This is a genomic window from Paenibacillus taihuensis, assembly GCF_003386535.1.
GTDB lineage: Bacteria > Bacillota > Bacilli > Paenibacillales > Paenibacillaceae > Paenibacillus_Z > Paenibacillus_Z taihuensis.
Genome location: NZ_QTTN01000047.1, coordinates 28,117 through 48,815, shown reverse-complemented (window position 1 = coordinate 48,815; position 20,699 = coordinate 28,117). Strand labels below are relative to the sequence as shown.

Here is a 20,699-nt window from a genome sequence, read left to right as displayed (position 1 = left end):
GACACCCTTGCTCTTGGCTAGTGGTTGGCAACTACAAGCCCCCACAGCGGACTTTCACCGCCTAGTTAATCGCCATGCGTGGCACACAACAAAAGGAGCCCACTGTTTGCAGGCTCCTACGAAAAAGGTTATAACTTCGCTCATATACTTTTATCTACACAAGCTGTAAGTCGCTTCTCGATATCGGCAGCAATAACCTTCAAGACTTCGTTTTCAACAAGTTCAATTAACGCTGATGGCTTCGGCATGCCAATCTTAGTAACACCGCGCTCTATATAAACGACCAACTTACAGGGGAGAAAGTATCCAACTAGTGCGTTCTCGGACAAGACTCGTTTGGCTTCCTCCGGATTGCATACCTCCAAAATATGATAAGGCATATCAAAATCGACGCCTTTCTCCCGGAGCTTCTCCTTCAAATCCAGCTCCCATAGAACGCCGAACTTCTCCGCCTTCAGGTTTTCCTTAAGGGCTTCGATCGCTTGCTCAAGTGTTTTGCTCGATTCCACCGTGTAATGAAACATTTATGAACCGCTCCCACGTTTTATTGACTGGTTCCTTATTTTGCTCATTAACTTATTTACTATACATGGATTTCATCATATAATACACAGTATACAAGTCGGTTTTAAGGGGTTTTAGTTTATGACACTCTTAAGTAAATTAACACAAGAAAAATGCCCGATCTGCAGCGAAACACTTTCCACCGATAAATCCAACTCGCTTATTTCTCATATCGTAAAATCCTGCCCAAATGAACACTACGAAAAAGAATTTATCCCAGCGTTAGAGGGATATATCGAGCATTACAAGGCAAAAAATCATTAGCCCATTGGGCTAATGATTTTTTATTAATACGCCATATGCGTTTTAGCGGCTTTTGACCAATAACTCCACCGCTTGTTTGACCAGTTTGCTCGTATCTCCACCAGCTTCTTTTTCCTCGGTAATACACTGCTCCAGGTTTACTGCAACGATGTAAGCGATCGCTTTATCCGCTGCGCTTCTGACCGCGGATAACTGGGCTACGACATCTTTACAATGTTGTTCTTCGTCCATCATCTTCAAAACTCCGCGAATTTGCCCTTCAACTCGCTTTAATCTTCGTTTTACATCATCATCGTATTGCATTGGATTACCTCCGAATCCGAATAAGGTGCGATTATTATATCATCGATCGCATTAAATAAATAAATTCACTTTTGCATCTGTGGCATCTCCCAAATATGCAGCGACACCTGCGAATTCGATGCCTTCCATTAGTTCTTCCTTTTGCAAACCGAGCAAGTCCATAGTCATCGTGCATGCCACTAATTTAACCCCCTGCTCTTTAGCCAATTCAATGAGTTCCGGGAGTGACAGCGCATTGTGTTTCTTCATGACATGCTTGATCATTTTAGATCCCATTCCGCCAAAATTCATTTTCGATAGACCCAGTTTATTGGGCCCGCGAGGCATCATTTTCGCAAACATGGTTTCCAGGAATCCTTTTTTGACCACTGCCTGTTCATCTTTACGAAGTGCGTTCAGTCCCCAGAAGGTAAAGAAAATGGTTACTTCATGGTCATATGCTGCCGCTCCATTAGCGATAATGAATGCAGCAATAGCCTTATCTAACTCTCCGCTAAACAGTACAATCGTCGTTTTTTCATTATTTTCAGTCAAGAGTTTATCGTCCTTTCTTGATTATACACATACGAGTATGGGTATTCAATCGGTATAAAAAAAAGACATTATGCTTTTCTGATCCAAAACTTATATACGCCATTTTCCTCATTGCTGCTTAATAATTCATGTCCTGTGCTTTTAGCCCAAGCCGTAAGATCATTTTTAGCGCCTTTATCTGTCGCGTGAACTTCTAATACTTGACCTGATTGAAGTTCAGCAATCGACTTTTTTGTTCTTACAATCGGCATTGGACAAGCCAAGCCTTTAGCATCCAACACTTTATCGCTATTCATTGTTCTTCCTCCTTATTTATCGTGAACTGCACAACGGTTTGGGCCGATCTCCATTTCGCGCTGTTCTTCTATATTTGGAGCTATTTTCCCCATATTGACTTGGCGAATTTCTTGGTAAGAATTCGGTTGAGGCGGCAAGTTCTCAGTTACAGTTCGGCGGAATTCGCTCTCATCTTCAATATTCAGTCCTGGATTTTCGCTATATAGGGTACCTAAGCGACCAGCTACAAGTCCGCCTATCCCAAGTTCGGTTACTTTTCCGAAATGAGCTGGAAGTACAATTAATTCTTCAGATAGTACTTTATAGCGGCTGTACAAGGTATCGCGAAGATCTCCTACCCAATCTTCCGCAAGTCCTGCCAAATCGGGACGGCCAATCGAATCGATGAAGAGAATATCTCCAGTCAAGATGTACGTATTATCGATAAGGAAGGATGTTGATCCGATGGTGTGTCCCGGTGTATAGATAGGCTGTACCTTAATGGTTTCTTGACCAACCGTAATGTCTCTACCTTCCACCAGTTTTTCATACTCAAACGTTACTTCCGTTGCATCTTTGGGCGGCAAGTGATAAGCAGCACCGTATCTCTGTGCCAATGCTCTCCCTCCGGAGATGTGATCGGCATGAAGGTGCGTGTCGATCGCGTGGATGAGCTCTACTCCTTTTTTCTGCATAAATCGCTGGTATTGATCAATCATGCGGCTTGTATCGATAAGTGCTGCTTCGCCGTTCGAGAGCACCATATATGACAAGCAGCCTTTTCCGATACGTACAAATTGATAAAGCTCACCTCCGCCGGACAGATCAGCTACCTTAACTGGCTCCAGGTATTCGCTCCACGATTTCATACCACCTTCAAGATAGGAAACGTGGTTTAAACCAGCTTCAGCGAGTTGTTCCGCGACGAAAATGGACGAACCCTCTTTTGCACATACCACTACAACCGGTTTATCGGCTGGGATTGCATCCAAAGCGGGAGCAATATCATCCAATAAATCAAAGTAAGGAATATTGATGATATCTACGCTGATCCCTTCAATTTTCCAATCACTAAAATCAGACTCATTTCGAACATCCAGGATAAACAAATCTTCTTTGTTAAGAATTATTGTTGTTAGTTCTTTTGCGGTTACTTTCTGAGTCCCCATAGCTGTCATTTTCATCCTCCTAATTTACTTCGTCCTTTTCAATTTCTCCTGTCCATACAGCCATGCCTTGAACCGCATTTATCACGTTAATAAAGCCTTTCTCCATTAACAATTGGCAAGCCATATCACTTCGGTTGCCACTACGGCAAACTACAACATAATCCTGACTAGGATCAAGCTCATAAATCCGCTCTTCAAGGTCTCCCAATGGGATAGACTTAGCTCCAGGTATCCGACAGAAAGCAAACTCAGCTGGCTCACGCACATCTACAATGTGTAACGCTTCACCTTCCGAAAGTTTTTTCCGGAGTTCCTCATTGTAAATCGTATGCGGAAATTTACGTTCTTCTTTGGTTTCTGTTGGATCCGATTTTCGGATGTAATGTCTGAATACACCGTTTTCTTCCTTCAATCCGATATATTGCTGGCCGGTGCGCTTTGCCCAGCTTTGTAGATCAGCTACAGAACCGCTGTCGGTTGCGCGTATTTCTAACACTTCACCTGTTTTCATCTCTTCCATCGCTTTCTTCGTACGAACCACCGGCAGCGGACATGCCAGACCTTCGCATTCCAATGTTCGGTTGACCTTCATAGTAGCCATTCAAATGACCTCCTAGAATAATATTGAAATCCAAATTTTGAGGACGGTAGCTGTAATTAATCCGGCCAAAATCCATTGAAGAATCTTTGTGTTGATATTTTTACTTATTTTCGCTCCAATTGGTGAAGCAATAGTGCTGGCAATGATCAGAACTAAAGATGGTAACAATAACATATGTCCACCCATTAGTTTTCCTGTTGTTGATCCAATTGAAGAAATAAATGTAATTGCGAGCGAAGAAGCAATTGCAACTCTTGTCGGGATTTTAAGTACAACAAGCATGACAGGGACCGTTATAAATGCGCCAGCTGCCCCTACAATGCCAGAAACAGTTCCGATCAATAAAGCTAAAGTAATGGCTAAAGTTTTTTTAAAGTTCACTTGGCTTAAATCTCGGACGTCATTCCCTTTTTTCGGCAGAAACATCATAACAGATGCAATCAGAGCTAAAATGGCATATACGATATTGATTATGGGACTTGGCAGTGTATTAGAAACAAAGCTTCCTAAGAAGCTTCCAGTGATTATGGGAATGCCCATGTAAAGAACTAAGGTTTTATTTACAAGTCCTCCCTTTCGGAAAACGAGCATTCCCATGAAGCTCGCGAAGAAAACTTGAACTGCACTGATTGCTGTTACTTCCTGCACGGTAAAAGCCGCAAATCCGAGAGCTGATGGAATAAAGAGCAGCAGCGGGTAGTTAATTATTGAACCGCCGATCCCCACCATACCGGAAATGAATGAGCCCAAGAAGCCTATAAAGAATATGGTCATAATCCACGCCAAATCCATGGGGCTCCTGCCTTTCTAATTTAAAATCCCACATACTATTCACATACCCCGCGGGGTATATTTTTGAGCAAAAAAAAATTCTTCCCACTATCCGATCAAAAACTTTGAATACTCCCCCTTTTTAATCTAATACGTATACCCGTATGAGTATAATAGTACTATAATAAACTTTTTCTTTTTAGTCAACACTACGCGATGAGAAAGTTATAAACTCGGAAAAACCCGGACGATCTGAAATCGCCGGGTTTCTTTACCAATGTCTGTTTGTTTGTTCACGAAATGATCTTGGCAACCAAGAAGGCGATTCCGGCCGCAACACCGCCAACGAGCGAGGTTTGAATGGCACTTTTGAGCGGTTTTGAGCCTGTGAATTTTCCTTTGACGTAACCGAATATAAACAAAGCCATTAAGGTCGCGACAACGGAGACTAATAAAGCTGAAACGGCACGATGGATGAGCATGTATGGAATTAACGGAATAACTCCACCCACAATGTAAGATAAACCGATCGTCAAGGAACTGTTCCGGGCTCTCTTGGGCTCGGGCTTTTCAAGTCCAAGCTCGAGTCTCATCATGAAGGCAACCCATAAATTCGGATCAGCGCTTATCTCATTTACCGCTTGTTCAACATTTTGCTCCTGCAGCCCCCAGCCCCGCAGAATCTCGGCTACTTCTTCCCTTTCACGTTCCGGAACTTCAATGATTTCTCGTTTTTCTCTCTCCAATTCGTTCAAATAATGCTCTCTGTCTGTTCTCGCAGCCAAATACCCTCCAAGTCCCATGGCGATCGAACCTGCTGCGATCTCAGCAAGACCGGCGATGACGACGATATTAGTGCCGGAAACGGAGCCAGAGAGTCCGGCGGCAAGTGCGAACGGAACCGTCAGCCCATCTGACATCCCGATCACGATGTCTCGAATCGCATCGGATGCTGTGAAGTGATGTTCACTATGCGTTGAATTTTCCAAATGGTTCAAATCGATTCCTCCTTACATTAGCGCGCTGGTTATCAAGTTTAGCCCAATTTGAATTTCTTTTATTTTACGCTGCTTAGGTCCTTGCTATTTATCGCTCTTGCACGGTCTGATTTGCACTATTCGCCGACTTATCAAGCAAATAAACGAGACCGCCGACTGCGAGTGCTGCCGCTGTGGCAAGAAAAGCCGAGCCTCCGGCATGCAGCCAGAGCACCGGCACCCAAAGTACGCCGAGCATTCGGTGCACAGTCCGCATCCATTTGTTCCGGATCTTATTAATAAAGTAACCGTAACCAGCCAAAGCGAGCAAAATTGCAAACCCCGCAAGACCCGAATAAATATGCTCATCGTTTATTTTTGTAAAGATGAAGTAGATGCCGTGAACCGCAACCAGGATAAACGTTCCCCAGCCAAGCAGCTTGTGGAGCGAATAAAACAGCTTTCCAGCCTGCCTTACAAGCATTGACGGCGACTTCCGCTTTTTCTTAAACCAAAACCAGGAGAAGCTTGTTGCTCCCACAAATAAAGCAATCGTCCCGAATGTCGAAAAATAACCTTCTAATGCGCCTCCTTCTCCTCTATTCGGCCGCTCCCCCCCGCCGGGAGGCATTCCACCGCTACTGCCTTGTGGAAAACGCGGGTGGAATTCACCCCTGGAAGGAGCGTAAACGTAATAGCAGACGACAAGAATTACCGCTGCGACGAGAGCAATGGCCGCAGGAATCCAAACTTTTTTGCTTTTGCTCATGGCAGTCACCTCTGTAAAGTGGATATAGGTTTCGATTTCTGTTGTGATGACGGTTTCGAGGACGATTTCGGACGGTTCGCAGTTAAGCGCTGCATCAGCAGATGAAAAACATTTCCGGCCAGCAGACCGATAAAGAGATACATTAAGCCTCCATAAAGCCCATATATGACTGATCCCGTTATTGCAGCAATTACGCCGAACACGACTTGATCCCTTATCTTGGCCGGAGATGTCGGAGGATCGGTCAGCATAAAGCAGCCGAAGAACAAGGTTGCATTAATAAACGGCGGCCGGAGCGCATCGAAGGCGTCACCTTTATGGAAATACGCCATCGCTAATGTCATTGCGAATGTGATCAAGAAGAAAGCGAATACTTGCGGATACTTATTCACGCGATTCGTTACTGCATATCCTCCGATCAGCAACAGCGGGATATACCAACCGGGAAGGTCCCCGAAAGCGCCCCACCAGCTCTGTTCAGCGTGAAAGATCGGGATAGACAAGAACAGTCCGATTGCTGCTGGATTGAATATAGCTTTTTTCTTATAAACAAGCAGATGTTTAGAAATAATCGAAAGGGCTGCCGTACATGCAATGATAAACCAAGCGGTATTCAAGCTTAATATCATAGCGACAAGCAGTCCTGTAATCGCAGCGCCGTCTGGCATTATGCGTTTCCGCTTTTTGATGAGCGCGAATAAGACGTCAACGACTATTGCCGTGCCCGCTGCGATTCCTCCATTTTCAATACCGGCCATGCTGCGCGTCGCCCAAGAAGCGATCGAGAGATAGACCACGATGGCAATAAGAATATAAGTTTTAGGCGTTTTGATCCATTGGGCCATTTTCATATTAAATCCCTCCGATCTTCTTGATTCGTGAATCTGCCGTCAGGATCAAACCTTGAAGGCCAGCGTCCTCAATCAGGGCGATCCCCTCTTCTCCACCTATCGCAAAAGCTGCGGTAGAAAACGCGTCTGCCATCATGGCGTAAGGAGCGATAACGCTGCAGCTAATCCATTCGTTTGGCGATTTCCCTGTATCGGGGCGAACGATATGGTGTTCACCTTCGACTACTTCGCTTCTTCTCTCATAGCTTCCAGAAGTACAGACTGCGGCGTCAGTTATGAGGAGCGATTGCAGGATTCCGTTTACTTTAGCCGGATTGCGGATACCGATTGTCCACTTGTCATCTTGATCGTTAGTACCGCCCGCATACAAATCGCCCCCAGCGTTCACGACGAATCCTGCGCAGCACTTAAGCTCTCGTGCGGCCAAGTCGATGGCGAAGCCTTTGGCAGTCGCACCTAAATCCAGAATGAGCGGTTTATGCAAGCATAAGGTTCGATTCGCTTCACTCAGCTCAATGTCCAGGTAAGTGGCCGAGCCATCGACATTGCTGTTCGTCCTTTCACCCGTCAAATAATGACGGTTGAACCCTTTCGACTCCAATAGCCGACCGATGGCGGGATCGAATACCCCTTCCGTCCATTCCGCCATTTCCAGTGCAAACCGGAGTGGCTCAAACAAGTAAGGGCTGATAGGAGTCGCTTCTCCAATCTTGCGGCATGCTTGCATCAACTCGCTCTCTGGGCTGAAACGGCTGCACGCCCTTTCAACATGCCGGAAGGCTTCGAATGCTTTGACGATGCAAATATCGAGTGCATCCTCCGACATTTCGTTTCCGCTGCGGGCTTCGATTTGGACCATTGTGTCCATGAATAATTTAGCTCTTTTCATCGGTGCTGCCTCAAGCTCGAAGCGCCTGATCCAGAGCATCCTGAACGGCGTCCGAGAATGCACGAGTGCTGTATGTCGCACCTGAGACGTTTTCAACATTCGCACTTTGAATTTGTAGGACCTCGTCCGGCATACCGACAACGTCGTCGATGGAATAGTGCATGGCGAAGTCACTGATCTCGACATCTGTAATTCGGTCATTTTCGATGGCAACACTCACTTGAATCGTGCCTCGGCGATTGCTTCCCATTCCGACATAGGTTCCGTCGTTATACTTTGAGGATACCTGGCTTTGGGAATCGAGCACCTGCGCCGTTCCGGATCCCGAGGTGCTGCTTGTTGCAGACGGACTACTGTAGACCGCATTGACGGGTATGTTAGACTTATCGCTCTCCGTCGCCCAATAACCAGCGGTATAGACGGCAGCAATTGCTGTCGAACATAGCACCACCCACTTTTTTTTCATTTTCGCCATCGCAAGGCCTCCGTTCGGACAAGGTTTCATAACTTCACATTGTTCAATGTAAGACTTATTATAAAATGGCAAGCTTAAAATAATTTTAAAAACCAGCCATATACAGTTAGGCACATAACCATAAAAAAGGAGGCTGATAGTTGCATGAGAATTCTCGTGGTGGAAGATGATCCATCCCTGCTCGGCATAATTCGAGGCGTATTCGAAAGCGAATCGTTTCAGACCGATACAGCGGAAACGGGCGACGACGGATATTTCATGGCGCAGCAAGCCATCTACGATCTTATTGTGCTTGATGTCATGCTTCCGGGAATGAGTGGCGTTGACATCGTTCGAAGTCTTCAAAGCAGTGGTCATTCAGTTCCAATCATCTTACTGACGGCCAAAGACGCTGTGAAAGATCGCGTGGCAGGATTAGACGCAGGCGCAGACGACTATATCACGAAGCCTTTCGCCGTAGAAGAGCTGCTCGCTCGTTCAAGAGCCGTTCTGCGACGTCGTGGCACTCTTGGAGCGGAGGGGGATCTTATTTACGGTCCCTACCGTCTTTCGCCGGCGACGCGCGAAGCTTTTATCGGTGAAACTCTACTCGCGCTCACATCAACCGAATTTGTGTTGTTGGAATTTATGGTTTGCAATCTAGACCGAATTCTTACACGCGAGCAGATTTTTGACCGAGTATGGGGATTTGAATCGAGAGCGGGCATCACGGCGGTCGATGTCTACGTCCACCATCTCCGCAAAAAGCTGGCTGCCGCTGGAGCTGAGCACTGTATACGAACAATACGGGGAATCGGGTTCATGCTGAAAGGAGAAATTGATGTTTAATAATGTCCGCGTTCGATTGGTTGTTCTGAATGCAGCTGTGCTCTTTCTCGTCCTCGTTGTGCTCAGTTCCACCCTCTATTTACACATGCGGTACAGATTGTACAAGGAAACAGATGAGGTGCTGCGTAACGCTGCCGAGCAGATCGACTCTGCTCGGGATGCGGAAGCGATTCTGAGACAGGAACATCATGTACTGGAGCAAGATGACCGAATGATATACATCTTTCGGGATGCTGAGGGTCAAATTCAAGGCCAGTCTCCCGCCGAAACTTTCACACAAGCACAGATCGCCCCTCTTCTCTACCATAAAGATAGTTCCTCATATGAAACGCTCAAAGTCGGTGGAGACCGTTATCGCGGTTTTCTCATGCCCTTTCCTCAAGCGCCTTGGGGTGAAATAGAATCGCTCACAGTTCTCACGAGTCTCGAGGACGACGATAGCACGCTCCACTCCCTGCTGCTCGACATCATCACGGGAATAGGCTCCGGCGTCCTAATTTCGATCTTCGTTGGTTTTTTCCTTGCAGGTCGAGCATGGGTTCCGATTCGAAATGCCTGGGACAAGCAGCAACGATTCGTTGCGGATGCATCCCACGAGCTCCGTACACCGGTTTCAGTCATTCGAGCACAGACCGAGCTGTTGCTCCGTTATCCATCCCATTCGATCGAGAGAGAAAGCGACAATATTGCTGTCATTCTGAAAGAAAGCACCCGCATGAGTAAACTGCTTGAAGACTTACTGACGCTAGCTAGGTCTGATTCCAATCAATTAGAACTTGAATGCTCGGTGTTCTCGTTGGATCGCGTGCTGCTGGATTTGACGAAGCAATTCAAGCTGCTTGCGGTCACCAAAGAGATCGATATCGATTTATCGCTTCAGGAGCCGCTTCCTTTTTGGGGAGACGAAAGCCGTATCCGGCAACTGCTTGTCATCCTCTTGGACAATGCGCTTAAATATACCCCTTCTAACGGAAGAATCGAGGTGTCCGGCAAGTCTTCCGCACATCACGTAACCGTTATCGTTTCGGACAGCGGCAGAGGTATACCGAAAGAAGAGCTCCCTTATCTGTTCGAGCGATTCTATCGAGGAGACAAGTCACGTTCACGAAAAGAAGGCGGTACGGGCCTTGGGCTTTCCATTGCCAAATGGATCGTCGACGCCCATGGAGGTACCATCCGTGCCGAATCCCAGACCGGCGCGGGATCGCGCTTCGAATTGCGATTTCCTCGCAAAAATAAGGCAGCCTTGTAATCCAAGGCTGCCTTTTTGCTGGTTTTAAGGAGTTGGTTTTGGATAAAAGTGTCCCGTTGCTGAAACACTCTATTCTCCGCTCACAAACTTTAATTCCATTCACAAGCTCTCGTCGTCGTGATGAGGGAAATTATCAATATCTTACGCCTTGATCGTAAGCGGCTCGATTGCCACGGCGCATACTTTGAAGCCGGGCATACGACATGTCGGATCGAGTGCCTGATTGGTAATTTTATTCACGCATTGGGAATCGCCCCAATGCATCGGCACGAATACGGTGTCCTGCCGGATGTCTGTCTTCACCTTGCCGCGAACGACAATGCTGCCGCGGCGCGAAGTGATCCGCACCAGCTCGCCATCCGAGATCCGGTAAGCCTTCGCCGTCTTCGGATGCAGCTCCACGAACGATTCCACATCACGTGCTGCCAGAGAGTGACTGCGCCGCGTCTGTACGCCGGTCAAATACTGCGACAGCACGCGGCCTGTCGTCAGATACAGCGGGTACGCCTCATCCGTCAGCTCGGCCGGCATATGATTGTCGACCGGAACAAGCTCCGCTTTGCCATCCGCATGGGCGAATCGCTGCTCGAACATCCGGCCGGTATTCGCAACGCCCTGGGACGGACAAGGCCAGTAAACCCCCTCCTCCGAGCGAAGCCGCTCATACGTAATCCCGTAATAATCGGCGATGCCGCCTTGGCTTGCGACACGCAGCTCTTCGAAGATCGCTTCGGCTCCGTCAAATTCAAAATACTGCCCGCGGCCGAGCCGGCTCGCAATATCGCACAGAATTCGCCAGTCATCACGCGACTCGCCGAGCGCCGGACGGCTCGCTTCGCGCAGCAGCACGCGTCCCTCTAAATTCGTCAGCGTCCCGGTATTCTCCATATAAGAGGTGACCGGGATGACGAGGTCTGCCAGCCGTGCCGTCTCCGACATGAACATATCTGCAACAACGAGGAAATCGAGCTTGCGCAGCCCTTCCTCGACGAAATTGGCGTTCGGATTCGATACGACCGGGTTGGAACCCATCACGAGCATGCCCCGAATCTCCTGCGCATGCACCTTCTCCATCATCTCGTACGCGGATACCCCTTTTCCAGGCAGCTCCTCCGGCTCAATCCCCCATACTTTCGCGATATACGCCCGGTCAACCGGATTCTCGATCAGCCGATAGCCCGGCAGCTGGTCGGCTTTCTGCCCGTGTTCGCGTCCGCCTTGCCCGTTGCCCTGACCGGTCACAGCGCCATACCCGGAGCCAGGTTTGCCGATCTGGCCGGTCATGAGCACCATATTGAGGAAGCTGCGCACTGCCATGTACCCATCTGTCTGCTGTTCAACACCGCGTGCGGTGAATACCATCGCGGTGCTCGACTTTCCGTACGCGATTGCAGCCTTACGGATGTTTGCAGCCGATACCCCCGTCAGCTGCGCAATCTCTTCCAGATCAAGCGTGTCAAGGTGTGCCTTCAGTTCGGCGAAGCCTCTCGTCCGATCCTGCACGAACGCTTCATCAAGCAGCCCTTCCTCAAGCAGCACCTTCTGCAACCCGTTCGCGAGCGCGGCATCCATGCCCGGCTTCACCTTCAGATGCAGATCGGCGATCCGGGTCGTTCCCGTCTCGCGCGGATCGATCGCGATGATGAAAGCGCCGTTCTCTTTCGCCCTTGTAAAATAAGGCATGAGCGTCGGCTGACACTCCGCGATGTTCGTTCCGGCGAGAATGATGCATTTGGCCAAAGGGATATCGGACAGCGGATTGGTCAGCCCCCGGTCGATGCCGAACGTCTTGTTGCCGGCCGAAGCAGCGGCCGACATGCAGAATCGTCCATTATAATCGATATATTTGCTCCGCAGCGCAACGCGTGCGAACTTGCCGAGCAAATAAGCCGATTCATTCGTCAGCGAGCCGCCGCCATACACCCCGACCGTATCGCGGCCGAATTGCTCCTGCAGCTTGGCGAACTGCTCTCCGATGAGCTCGAGCGCATGATCCCAGGAGATCGGAACGAAGCGCTCTCCTTCTCTGCGCATGGGCACTGTCAGCCGTTCCCGGTGAAGCGAATGCTGATAAGCATTCATCCCTTTAATGCAGAGCCGCCCTTCGGAAGCCTTGTTCAGCTTCGGCTCCACGGTATAGACCGGTCTTACGGCTCCGGTCTCCCAACGCTCCGTAACCACTGCCTTGCACTGAACGCTGCAGAACGGGCATTGCGTATCCATTACTTTCAATACAGGAGCAGCGCCAGTCATCTGATCCTGCTGCTGCATCATTTTCATTGCCATTTCCTCCCGATCAATAGGCAGCTGCCGGTTATTCATGTTAGATGGATCCGCTTAACACTTCAACTACAGGGCTCACATGTTCCGCGGCAGGCATATTCGCCAGCAGCCGGTCCCGAAAATCCCCATTGAAAAGTCCTTCACGGAGCGGAATAAGGCCTATGCGATCCATCCACTGCCATGCATATTCTCCATACTCCGCCTCTTCGCGGTACCACAGTGCGAAAGCGGCCGCGATGTCGATTGCCTCTTCGTCGCTGCAGCATACCCCGATCAGCTGCGGCGTCCGCAGCTCCTTGACCCGGCTGCCGCCGGCGTAGACCTCCCAGCCTGCCGGCGTACCGACAAGACCGAGGTCGGCGGTCAGCGTTCCCGCGCGATGCTTCGGACTGCCGGACACCGCCGCTGAAAATTCAGCCGGGAAGGCAAGACCTTCGAGCATCCATTCCAGCCGTGCGCCCATCTCCACCGAATCGCGCCATGCCCCCGAATCATACTTCGGAACTGCACCGGTAATGACTGTTCCAACCGGATTTCCATAACGCGATGCCGCCAGCGGCATAGCCAGCGCCGCACCGACGGCGGCAACCTGCTCGGCGGCAATTCCCTGCAGATCCAGGCCGCCCGCGCTCGTCAACTTCACATGCGGGATGCTGAAACGATCCACGACTTCGGCAATGCGTCGCAGCTGATCTGCATTCGTAAGCCCGCCATACATGCGCGGCATGATCGAACATGTGCCGTCAGCTAGCTGCGAGAACGCAAGGCTTGCGCCATTATGCCCCGAATCAGCAGCAGACGAATTCTCAGCCTTCGTCTTCCGCAAGAAAGCAGTAACTCCCATATAATACGATACCGCTGATTGACATACGTCGCAGCCGTTCTCCGTCTGCCAGCCGAGTGAACGTCTTACCGCAGCCGCATCCTTCTCGCCGCTGCCGGCAATCGCCTCGCGAAGCTCGCTGCGGCTTAGATCGGTACAAGCGCAGACCGTTACCTTCGGCGGCTCCGGCTGTTCCTCGTTCGCAAGCGTATAATCCAGAATCGAGCATACGAGCGGTTTGCAGCCGCCGCATGAACTGGACGCCTTCGCGCAGCTGCGCACTTGCTCGAACGTCTCCAGACCGTTCTCGCGGATTGCCGATACGATTGCACCCTTGCTTACGCCATTGCAGGAACAGACCGTATCTTTGTCGGACATGGCGGCGATCGCCGCCATATCCGCATCGCCGCCTGAACCCTGCGCAGCATCCTGCTCTAATATAGCCGCATCCGATTGCTGCTTAATATATCCAAGCAGCTTACCGCCTTCTGCGCTGTCCCCGAACAAGACCGCGCCGACGACTTTGCTGTCTTTGACGAATACCCGCTTGTACGTGCCTTTGATTCCATTGGACAATTTATAAGACGCATCGGTCGCGGCGTCGCGGATTTCACCGGCCGAGAATACATCGACGCCCGATACTTTCAGATGGGAAGCGAGGATCGAGCCCTCGTATCCTTCTGTCTCCATGCCGCAGATGTGCTTGGCAAGCACCTTCCCCTGCTCATATAGCGGAGAGACCATGCCGTAAACCATGCCGCGATGCTCTGCGCACTCCCCAACCGCATATACGTCCTTGATGCTCGTTTGCATATAATCGTTGACGAGGATCGCCCGATCAATCTCAAGCCCCGCTTCGGCCGCCAGTCTGACGTTCGGGCGAACGCCGACCGCGATCACCACCAGATCCACGCTTATCGTCGTGCCGTCCTTGAACAGCAATCCTTCGACCCGCTTCTTCCCGAGAATCTTCTCCGTCTGCTTGGTCAGCAGGAAATTCATCCCCTGCTTCTCCAGCTCCCTGCGCAGCATGCTCGACGCTTCGCGGTCCAGCTGACGCTCCATTAAATACTCGTTAATGTGGATGACGTCGACCTGCATGCCAAGATTGAGCAAGCCGCGCGCCGCCTCCAATCCGAGCAAGCCGCCGCCGATTACGGCAGCGCGGCGGTACGTTTTGGAAGCCTCCAGCATAGTGTTGCAGTCTTTAATATCCCGGAATGCGGTAACGCCGGGCAAGTTGGCGCCAGTCAACGGAAGCATGAACGGCAGGGAACCCGTGGCGAAGAGCAGTTTATCGTACGGGGCGGTTACCCCGCTGCTGCTGACCACCTGCTTGCGCTCGGTATCGACCCGGACAACGGGATCGCCAGCATGCAGCGTAATGCCATTGTCTTTATACCACTGCCAATCGTTGATCGTAATGTCAGCCAGCTTCGTATCTCCCTGCAGTACCTTCGACAACATAATCCGGTTGTAGTTCGGATGCGGCTCGCTGCCGAAGATCGTCACCGAGAATCCGTCCGGTGCCAGCTTCAGGATTTCCTCGACACAACGTACACCAGCCATACCGTTACCTATGACAACGAGCTTCGTTTTCCTCATTACCGATCCCCTCCACAGTCCAGACCAAAACCTTCACCCTATCGCGGCATCCCCCTCTTGCTCTCTTGCTTTACTGAAACGCGAGAGCGCTATGCCGCGCGAGTCGCCCTTTTCTCTATGGCAGGGCGTATCGTCCACGCATTGAATCCAAAGCATACAGCCGTAAAAACCAATAACAAGACGAAGCCATTTACGTACGACCCGGTCGCGTCATGAATGAATCCGAGCAGCATCGGCGGGAAGAAGCCGCCAAGGCCGCCTGCGGCGCCAACGATGCCGGTTACGGCACCCGTATCTTGCGGCGAAACCTCCGGTACCAGTTTGAACACGGCGCCATTGCCGATGCCGAGGAACATTGCGCCAGTCAGACAGCCTGCCGTGAACAGCGGGAGCCGTTCCAGCGACAAGGTCATGAGGAATGCGGCTATGGCGAAGCCGCTGAACACGACGGCCAGCACGCGGCGCGAGCCGATGCGGTCCGCCCATAAGCCGCCGAGCGGCCGGACGAGTGTCGCGACCAGGACGAACACCGCCGTCCGCAAGCCCGCTTCCGTCGCCGTAAGCGCGAATTGCTCTTTCAGAAGCGTCGGCAGGTACACACTGAACGCAACGAACCCGCCGAACGTCAAGAAGTAGAATAAGGAGAGCAGCCAAGTCGACTTCTTGCGGAGCACCGCCATGGACTGCTTGAATGATTTGACCGATGCCGGCTTAGGCTGATCTTTCCCCAGCAGCCAGAAGCCGATCGCCACCGCGCCGATCATGACCGCCAGCATGCGGAATGTTGCGCTCAATCCCATCTGCGCATGCAGGACCGGAACTCCGTAGCTTGCCGCCGCCACGCCGAGATTGCCGAGACCCGCAAGGCCAAGCACGAGACCTTGTTTCTGGGGCGGAAACCACCGGGAGACATAGGTCAGCGAGATCGCGAAGGTCGAGCCGCCCATGCCGATGAACAGCGCGCAGAGCAGCAGGACCGAATAAGACGAAGCGAAGCTGGCTGCCAAGAGCGGCACGATCAAGAACAGCATCGTTGCGGAGAATACGCGCCTGCCGCCATAGCGGTCGGCGTAGATGCCCATCGGAATGCGCATGACGGAACCGAGGAGCACCGGAGCTGCGACCAGCATGCTCGTCTGGAAACCGGTCAGGTGGTACAGCTCCTTGAACTTGACGGCAAGCGGAGAAAACAGATTCCATATGATGAAGGACGCCGCCATGGCGATCGTCGATAACAGTAACGCCTGAATCGGCCTGTTCTTAGCTGGCATGCTCATGACTCCCCCTTCTTCCTGCCCATCCATACTAGGATGCGATCGTCTGCCCTTGCGGGAGGTGAAGCCAAACATCTCCGCTCTGCCCGTCGATCTCGAGCTGATAGGTCGTTACGCAGCCTTCATCCGGCGCCTGAACGAGCCCGTTCTGAAGACTGATCTTCCAATCGTGCAGCGGACAAAATACGTGGTGATCGCACACGATGCCTTCCGAGAGCTTGCCGCCTTTGTGAGGGCAGCGGTTCTCGATTGCTTTCAGCTCGCCGCCGGTCAGCTTGAACACGGCGATCTCGAGCTCGCCGACCCGTACGACCCGCGCACGTTTCTCGGCAATATCGGTTTCTTTGCCAATGTGGATTCTATTCATCTCTCCAGGCTCCTTCACTGTGCTTATCGTGCGGACATCGATATTTCTTCGCTCATGGGCGAGAAGGTCTTCTTCAGTTCGTCCTGCTCGATAATTTCTTTCCATGGGTCCTTGGTCAAGCTGAGCGAGTGTTCGACGCGCGATACTAACGCCAGACGATCTTCCTGATTCTTGAGTGCGTCCTTTACCGTATCCAGGCCGATACGTTCCAGCCACTCGCTGGTCCGTTCATTGTATTTGCCAGTCTCGCGGTAATATTGGATGAAAGCCCCGCACCATTCCATGACCTCGTCCTCCGTCTTCACTTTGGTCAGCAGATCGCTGCCGCGCAGCTTCGTTCCGCCGTTACCGGAAATATGCAGCTCCCAGCCGCCGTCGATCGCGACGACGCCGAAGTCTTTGATCGTCGCTTCCGCGCAGTTGCGCGGGCAGCCCGAAACGGCCATTTTGAACTTAGCCGGCGTTGCCAAACGCTCGAACTTCTTCTCCATCTTGATGCCCATGCCCATCGCATCCTGCGTGCCGAAACGGCAGAAGGTTTCGCCGACGCAAGTCTTCACCGTACGCAGCGTCTTGCCGTATGCATAACCCGAAGGCATATCGAGATCGGCCCACATCTTCGGCAAGTCTTCCTTCTTCACGCCAAGCAAGTCTATCCGTTGTCCGCCCGTCATCTTCACAAGCGGCACTTCATATTTAAGCGCGACGTTAGCGATCTTCTGCAGATCCGCCGGCGTCGTCACTCCGCCATACATCCGGGGCACGACTGAATACGTGCCGTCTTTTTGAATATTGGCGTGGTTGCGTTCGTTGACGAAACGGGATTCACGCTCGTCCTCATGCTCATCCGGCCACAGCAAGCCCAAGTAATAATTGAGCGCCGGGCGGCATTTCGAGCAGCCTTCCGTATTCGACCAGCCGAGGACGTTCATCACTTCCTTCGACGCCGTCAGATGCATATTCTTGATCGCTTCGACCACTTCGTCGCGGCCAAGCGTCGTACAACCGCAAATACCTTCCTTAACCGTCTTCACGCCGTCCGCGCCAAGCACGTACGTCAAAACATCTCCCACAAGAGGTTTACAGCCGCCGCAGGAGCCGCCCGCTTTGGTGCACGCTTTAATTTCGTTAACGCTGCTGCAGCCTTTCTCGTTGACGGCATTCACGATCGCGCCTTTGGACACCCCGTTGCAGCCGCAGACGATCTCGTCGTCCGGCATCCCTGCCACCAGAGCCGCGCCGGATTTCTGAGCGCCGCCTCCGGATGCGCCGAGCAGCACTTCTTTCTCGCGTCCCGTAACGTCTTCGCCGGTGCGGATCATTTTGAACAGACTTGAGCTGTCCGAGATATCGCCGAACAAGACGGCGCCGATTACTTTGCCGTCACTAATGACGACCTTCTTGTAAACCCCGCCAAAATCATCCTGCACGCGTACCGAACGACTTCCCGGACGATCGTTGTACACGCCGGCCGAGAATACGTCGACGCCCGATACTTTCAGCTTCGTCGAGACGACCGAACCGTGATAGCCATCCGTCTCGAGTCCTGCCAGCCGCTTCGCGATTACAGCGCCTTGCTCGTACAGCGGTGCGACAAGGCCGTAAGCGACTCCCCGGTGTTCGACACATTCGCCGACGGCATATACGTTCGGGAGATTCGTCTCCAGGAAGTCGTTAACGACAATCCCTTGGTTGATGGTAATGCCTGCTTGACGCGCCAGAGCAACGTTAGGACGAATACCGACGGCCATGACGATCAGATCCGCCTCTTCTTCCGTGCCATCCGTGAATCTCAGGCCCGCTACGCGCTTCTTCCCATAAATGCGTTCCGTATTTTTGCTAAGCAAGAACTTCATGCCCTGCTGCTCCAACTCGCTGCGCAGCATCGTCGATGCCGTTTGATCCAGCTGGCGCTCCATGATGTAAGGATGCTTGTGCACGACCGTTACTTCCATATTGAGGTTAAGCAGCCCGCGCGCTGCTTCCAGTCCGAGCAAGCCCCCGCCGATAACAACCGCTTTGCGGTATATCTTCGCCGTCTCCATCATCGTCTCGCAGTCTTTGATATCCCGGAATGCGATTACGCCCGGTTTGTCAGCGCCCGGAACGGGGAGGATGAACGCGCTCGAGCCTGTCGCAATGATCAGCTCGTCGTATGGCAGCTTAAGACCGTTATCTATACCGATCTGTTTACGATCGGAATCGATTGACGTCACCGTCCGCCCCGTGTGCAGCGTAATGCGGTTCTCTTCATACCAGGACCATTCGTTAATGACGATGTCCTTCATATCTGCGTCCCCTGCCAGAACGGAGGACAGCAGGATCCGGTTATAGTTGGGATGCGGCTCACTGCCGATGATCGTAATGTCATAAAGGTTCGGCGCCAGCTTCAGCAGTTGTTCGATGCAATTCACGCCGGCCATTCCGTTTCCTACCAGTACAAGTTTCTTCTTCATGAAACACACTCCAATCCTTATCTAACATCAATACGTGAGGTTAGTGCAGAGATTCCAATTGCTTGCCAAAACAATTCGTTTTTTTGTGTTATGTTTTCTGACATATATTATTGATACTGTAACGCAGAATAGCTGTTTTGGCAATGGTTAACTAAAATTTGAAGATTCCATCCGCCGGAAGCTGATCTTTGGCGAATAATTTATCTAACATACCTTGTCATTGTTCGTTATTGATTTGAGAACAGTAACAGTCACGATCACTTAAACTCAACATCTCAGGTCTTGTTACACCGTGAGTGTCGTCGGGCACGTTTCACGGAGGTCCCCGAAGCAACCGCCTCGCAGCTGTAAGGCCGCACTTGGAGTATGACAACGAAAAAAGCCTCGGCAATTGCCGAGACCACTGGAAAGTTCATAAGGAGCAAAATAGTCGCGTCATCGTCATGGTCGCCGGTCGGTCGTCGTCGGTGGTATCGTCGTCGTTGATGAGGGAAATTAAAGTTTATTAGTGGAACATCAGTATTTACGCGACTTATTAAACTTACTTATATATGATAAACAAAGGGTAAGTTCGTTAGTGGCAAGCGAAGTAGGAAGATTCTGTACGGAAGTGTGGAAATAAAAGTTTGTTAATGGATACAAATATAAAGACCACTTTAACTTCACTGTGAACTGTTCAAGTGGTTTTTATATTTGAACCGTTAAGGGCTATGGTCCTCTTCTTTCCTGTCCTCTTACATTTGTCTATAGGTGGTCTAAATATAGCACTATTTCAGCCAACTCGGCCCCCACCAGTTCCATTTGCCAAACAATCGCATTAATGAAGGAACCAGAATCATCCTAATAACCGTTGCATCAATAAAAATTGCAGCAGCGATGCCGATCCCCAATTGTTTTACCCCGGCGACATCACCGAACGCAAACGGAAGCGTAACTGCAATCATTATGGCAGCCGCTGAATTGATGATCCTGCCGATGGAAGCCAGCCCTTCGAGAATCGCGAGACGATTATCCCTCGTCATTCGATAAGTCTCATAAATGCGCGATACCAAGAACACGCCGTAATCCATGCTGATTCCAAAAACAAGTCCGAAAATAAATACAGGAATCATGATTACGATGCTGCCTGGTTCCATTCCAAAATGACCATCAACAAAAATCAGAACTAATATCCCGAAGGCCGCCCCGAGGCTTAGAACATTCATCAAAATCGTCTTTATAGGAATAAGAATGGATCGAAAAGCTATAAGCAAGACGACAAAATTGCTTCCGAGTATAAACAAAAGCACATATTTGATGTTTTGAAAGATGTCATCAAAGACCTCCTGCTGGTATTTCGCTTCTCCCCCTAACAAATAATGAAGATCC

20 protein-coding genes are annotated in these 20,699 nt (G+C 50.8%); 2 read left to right on the top strand and 18 right to left on the bottom strand.

Features of this window, described 5'->3' with window-relative positions:
• Positions 1-140: 140 nt before the first annotated feature.
• The 12 genes from A8990_RS27025 to A8990_RS26965 all read right to left on the bottom strand — a co-directional run bounded on the left by A8990_RS27025 (position 141) and on the right by A8990_RS26965 (position 8,443).
• A complete protein-coding gene (locus tag A8990_RS27025; RefSeq protein ID WP_116192143.1) occupies positions 141-524 on the bottom strand; it encodes a DUF302 domain-containing protein in 384 nt (127 codons plus the stop codon).
• Positions 525-870: 346 nt separating this feature from the next.
• The gene (locus A8990_RS27015) at positions 871-1,131 is read right to left on the bottom strand and encodes a metal-sensitive transcriptional regulator (protein ID WP_116192141.1); all 261 of its coding nucleotides are present in this window, start codon (positions 1,129-1,131) and stop codon (positions 871-873) included.
• Between the two features lie 51 nt (positions 1,132-1,182).
• A complete protein-coding gene (locus tag A8990_RS27010) occupies positions 1,183-1,665 on the bottom strand; it encodes a DsrE/DsrF/DrsH-like family protein (protein ID WP_116192140.1) in 483 nt (160 codons plus the stop codon).
• Positions 1,666-1,733: 68 nt separating this feature from the next.
• A complete protein-coding gene (locus tag A8990_RS27005; protein WP_116192139.1) occupies positions 1,734-1,961 on the bottom strand; it encodes a sulfurtransferase TusA family protein in 228 nt (75 codons plus the stop codon).
• Positions 1,962-1,973: 12 nt separating this feature from the next.
• The gene (locus A8990_RS27000) at positions 1,974-3,110 is read right to left on the bottom strand and encodes an MBL fold metallo-hydrolase (protein ID WP_116192147.1); all 1,137 of its coding nucleotides are present in this window, start codon (positions 3,108-3,110) and stop codon (positions 1,974-1,976) included.
• Between the two features lie 19 nt (positions 3,111-3,129).
• Positions 3,130-3,711, bottom strand: coding sequence for a sulfurtransferase TusA family protein (locus tag A8990_RS26995; protein ID WP_116192138.1), 582 nt, complete (start codon positions 3,709-3,711; stop codon positions 3,130-3,132).
• Positions 3,712-3,723: 12 nt separating this feature from the next.
• On the bottom strand, positions 3,724-4,503 hold the full coding sequence (locus tag A8990_RS26990; RefSeq protein ID WP_116192137.1) for a sulfite exporter TauE/SafE family protein: 780 nt from the start codon (positions 4,501-4,503) through the stop codon (positions 3,724-3,726).
• A 272-nt stretch (positions 4,504-4,775) separates the two neighbouring features.
• Positions 4,776-5,480, bottom strand: a complete 705-nt coding sequence (locus tag A8990_RS26985) for a VIT1/CCC1 transporter family protein (RefSeq protein ID WP_220376846.1) — start codon at positions 5,478-5,480, stop codon at positions 4,776-4,778.
• A gap of 88 nt (positions 5,481-5,568) precedes the next feature.
• Entirely contained in the window at positions 5,569-5,943 is a 375-nt protein-coding gene (locus tag A8990_RS32360; RefSeq protein ID WP_245996250.1) for a hypothetical protein, read from the bottom strand.
• Positions 5,944-6,233: 290 nt separating this feature from the next.
• A complete protein-coding gene (locus A8990_RS26975) occupies positions 6,234-7,079 on the bottom strand; it encodes an RnfABCDGE type electron transport complex subunit D (protein ID WP_116192135.1) in 846 nt (281 codons plus the stop codon).
• 1 nt (position 7,080) lies between these two features.
• Positions 7,081-7,947: an FAD:protein FMN transferase gene (locus A8990_RS26970; protein WP_245996249.1), complete on the bottom strand. Its 867-nt coding sequence runs from the start codon at positions 7,945-7,947 to the stop codon at positions 7,081-7,083.
• A gap of 31 nt (positions 7,948-7,978) precedes the next feature.
• The gene (locus A8990_RS26965; protein WP_116192133.1) at positions 7,979-8,443 is read right to left on the bottom strand and encodes an FMN-binding protein; all 465 of its coding nucleotides are present in this window, start codon (positions 8,441-8,443) and stop codon (positions 7,979-7,981) included.
• Between the two features lie 144 nt (positions 8,444-8,587).
• Here A8990_RS26965 and A8990_RS26960 point away from each other — a divergent pair, with 144 nt between their 5' ends.
• Both A8990_RS26960 and A8990_RS26955 read left to right on the top strand, forming a co-directional pair.
• Positions 8,588-9,271 (top strand): response regulator transcription factor, encoded by a 684-nt coding sequence (locus A8990_RS26960; protein WP_116192132.1) that lies wholly within the window; start codon positions 8,588-8,590, stop codon positions 9,269-9,271.
• Positions 9,264-10,523 (top strand): sensor histidine kinase, encoded by a 1,260-nt coding sequence (locus A8990_RS26955; RefSeq protein ID WP_116192131.1) that lies wholly within the window; start codon positions 9,264-9,266, stop codon positions 10,521-10,523. Before A8990_RS26960 ends, A8990_RS26955 begins: the two co-directional genes overlap by 8 nt.
• A 141-nt stretch (positions 10,524-10,664) precedes the next feature.
• On the opposite strand, the gene nasC is transcribed toward A8990_RS26955, so the two are convergent.
• The 6 genes from nasC to A8990_RS26925 form a co-directional block, all read right to left on the bottom strand.
• Positions 10,665-12,803, bottom strand: a complete 2,139-nt coding sequence (gene nasC, locus A8990_RS26950; protein ID WP_425463935.1) for an assimilatory nitrate reductase catalytic subunit NasC — start codon at positions 12,801-12,803, stop codon at positions 10,665-10,667.
• A gap of 43 nt (positions 12,804-12,846) precedes the next feature.
• A complete protein-coding gene (nirB, locus tag A8990_RS26945; RefSeq protein ID WP_116192130.1) occupies positions 12,847-15,234 on the bottom strand; it encodes a nitrite reductase large subunit NirB in 2,388 nt (795 codons plus the stop codon).
• An 89-nt stretch (positions 15,235-15,323) separates the two neighbouring features.
• Positions 15,324-16,505: a nitrate/nitrite transporter gene (locus A8990_RS26940; protein WP_147306881.1), complete on the bottom strand. Its 1,182-nt coding sequence runs from the start codon at positions 16,503-16,505 to the stop codon at positions 15,324-15,326.
• A 34-nt stretch (positions 16,506-16,539) separates the two neighbouring features.
• Complete coding sequence (gene nirD, locus A8990_RS26935) at positions 16,540-16,875, bottom strand: nitrite reductase small subunit NirD (protein WP_116192129.1); 336 nt, start codon at positions 16,873-16,875, stop codon at positions 16,540-16,542.
• Between the two features lie 23 nt (positions 16,876-16,898).
• The gene (gene nirB, locus A8990_RS26930; protein WP_116192128.1) at positions 16,899-19,331 is read right to left on the bottom strand and encodes a nitrite reductase large subunit NirB; all 2,433 of its coding nucleotides are present in this window, start codon (positions 19,329-19,331) and stop codon (positions 16,899-16,901) included.
• A 767-nt stretch (positions 19,332-20,098) separates the two neighbouring features.
• The gene (locus tag A8990_RS26925) at positions 20,099-20,686 is read right to left on the bottom strand and encodes an MMPL family transporter (protein ID WP_116192127.1); all 588 of its coding nucleotides are present in this window, start codon (positions 20,684-20,686) and stop codon (positions 20,099-20,101) included.
• Positions 20,687-20,699: the final 13 nt, after the last annotated feature.